We start from the raw sequence: 2,046 nt of genomic DNA, 5'->3' as shown, positions 1-2,046 counted from the left end.
CGCGTCGTTGAATGCTTGCAATCACCTCAAGTGCTTGGCTGTTGAGCCAGATGGTCTTCGGGCCTGTCTTGCTATCGGGCAGCACCAATCGTGGCGGCTGAACCCATTCCCATCTGAGGTTTTGGATTTCTCCGACGCGAGCGCCGGTTGACAGTAACAACCGTATGATCGCGACTTGGAGGGGATAGCCCTCCGCATCCTCGCGAAGGGCGGCGCTAATCCGTCGATATTCCATCGGGGTGAGATAACGCTCGCGCGGCGGACGCTTATAACGCGGCATGCCGCGGCAGGGATTGGAGCCGTTACGCCTTAAGTGCAGCAACTCTGCATATTTGAGCAACGAGGCAAGAACCGGAACAGAGCGATTATATTTGGCCTCATCGGGTCCGGCGCAGCTATCGCGCCAGCGATGGATATCGGCAGGAGTAATATCGGCGACGCGTATGGTCCCGAACGCAGGCTTGAGGTACAAACGCCACACGGATTGGTTCCGGCTCGCAGTTGACGCCTTCCAGTGGCGCGCGAGGTCTTCCCAATAGATATCGACAAAATCGGACAAAATCGGCGTAGCTTTGACCACGGCACGCTTTGGCAACCCGTCTAACGCAACCTCGGCCAATAACCGGCGGGCTTGCGCGCGCGCAACGCCCGCATCAAGCTCCTCTGCCCGCCCTAACGTAATCCGCCGATGCTTGCCGCGATGGCGAAGCCGCACAAACCAGTAATAATACCAAAGGCCCGATGAGGTGATTCGGTTTGCGATTCCCTTTTTGGCTGATTTATGATTCGGTAGCGGCTTCATTGTTTGGAGCGGCACATGCATGGATCGATAGCAATCCGGGAGGATTTTAGCGCGGGTGATTTGCGCAAACTCGCGCGTCGGGAGAATAATGGGCGGGTTGCTTTGCGCCTGACGGCGATAGCGGCAGTTTTGGAAGGGGCGAGCCGGAAGGATGCGGCGGCCCGCAGCGGGATGGACCGCCAGACCTTGTGTGACTGGGTGCACCGTTTCAACGCGCAGGGACCGGAAGGTTTGCGCGATGCGCCCTGCGGTCATCCAAAGAAGCGGCTGACGGCTGAGCAGCAAGCGGCCGTGAAGGCACATGTATTGAAGGCCCCTGATCCAGAGAAAGATGGTCTTGTCCGTTGGCGCTGTGTGGATATTCAGCGGTGGATCGAAGCGGAATACAAGGTTCGATACCATGAGCGGACAATCGGTAAGCTGTTGCATGCCCTGAACCTGCGTCACATCTCGACGCGTCCTTTCCATCCCAAAAGCGACGTCGAAGTTCAGGCTGATTTTAAAAAAATTCGCCGCCAGGATCACCGAAATCCTCCCCGAACACGCCGTCGGCAAGCACCTCGAAATCTGGGTGCAGGACGAAGCCCGCGTAGGGCAGAAAGGGACGCTCACCTATGTCTGGGGCGAGAAAGGCACCCGTCCGCGCGCCGTGCGCGACCAGCGTTATGAATGTGCCTATATCTTTGGAGCTGTCTGTCCGGCACGCGGCGTGGGCGCGGCGCTGGTCATGCCCTTCGCCAACACCCATGCCATGAACGAGCATCTCATCGAAATCAGCAGCCAGGTCGAGGAGGGTGCGCATGCCATCGTCATTATTGACGGGGCTGGCTGGCACACCACAAAATCCCTCAAAACTCCCGCCAATATCAGCCTTCTGCAGTTGCCCCCCTACAGCCCTGAGCTGAACCCACAGGAAAACATCTGGCAGTATCTCAGGCAAAACGCCCTCGCCAACCGCGCCTATGAAAATTACGAGGCCATCGTCACCGCCTGTTGCACGGCATGGAATGACCTCATCGATCTCCCCGAAACAATCACCTCAATCGCTAACCGCGAATGGTTCCAGTGCGTCAGCTCATAGGCCCGTTGGTATTACTTCTGGATGAGTGCTATACTTCTTGGCCCCAACTGCTGGGAAACAACAAATTTTTAAGCATTCGCATTGATTGAAATTTAACTTTGTTCTAATGATAAAAGCGAATTGCTGATTCGGGGCAAAACTTTGCGCTTTCTTGTAATATCAA

The 2,046-nt window shown here is 56.3% G+C and carries 2 protein-coding genes; one reads left to right on the top strand and one right to left on the bottom strand.

The window, feature by feature from the left end; translation table 11 throughout:
• On the bottom strand, positions 1–802 hold an 802-nt coding region (locus ACEW8G_RS01175; RefSeq protein WP_373486621.1), incomplete at its 3' end, for a tyrosine-type recombinase/integrase.
• 15 nt (positions 803–817) lie between these two features.
• Here ACEW8G_RS01175 and ACEW8G_RS01170 point away from each other — a divergent pair.
• Positions 818–1,883, top strand: a protein-coding gene (locus tag ACEW8G_RS01170; RefSeq protein WP_373486620.1) for an IS630 family transposase whose coding sequence is annotated in 2 segments (ribosomal slippage) — positions 818–1,311 and positions 1,310–1,883 — 1,068 coding nt in all. Because the reading frame shifts where the segments join, the coding sequence is not laid out codon by codon here.
• Positions 1,884–2,046: the final 163 nt, after the last annotated feature.

The organism is Blastomonas sp. (assembly GCF_041747255.1).
In the GTDB taxonomy this organism is placed as follows: Bacteria; Pseudomonadota; Alphaproteobacteria; order Sphingomonadales; family Sphingomonadaceae; genus Blastomonas.
Note: the sequence above shows the minus strand (reverse complement) of the source record. Positions and strands in the feature narration are given on the sequence as shown.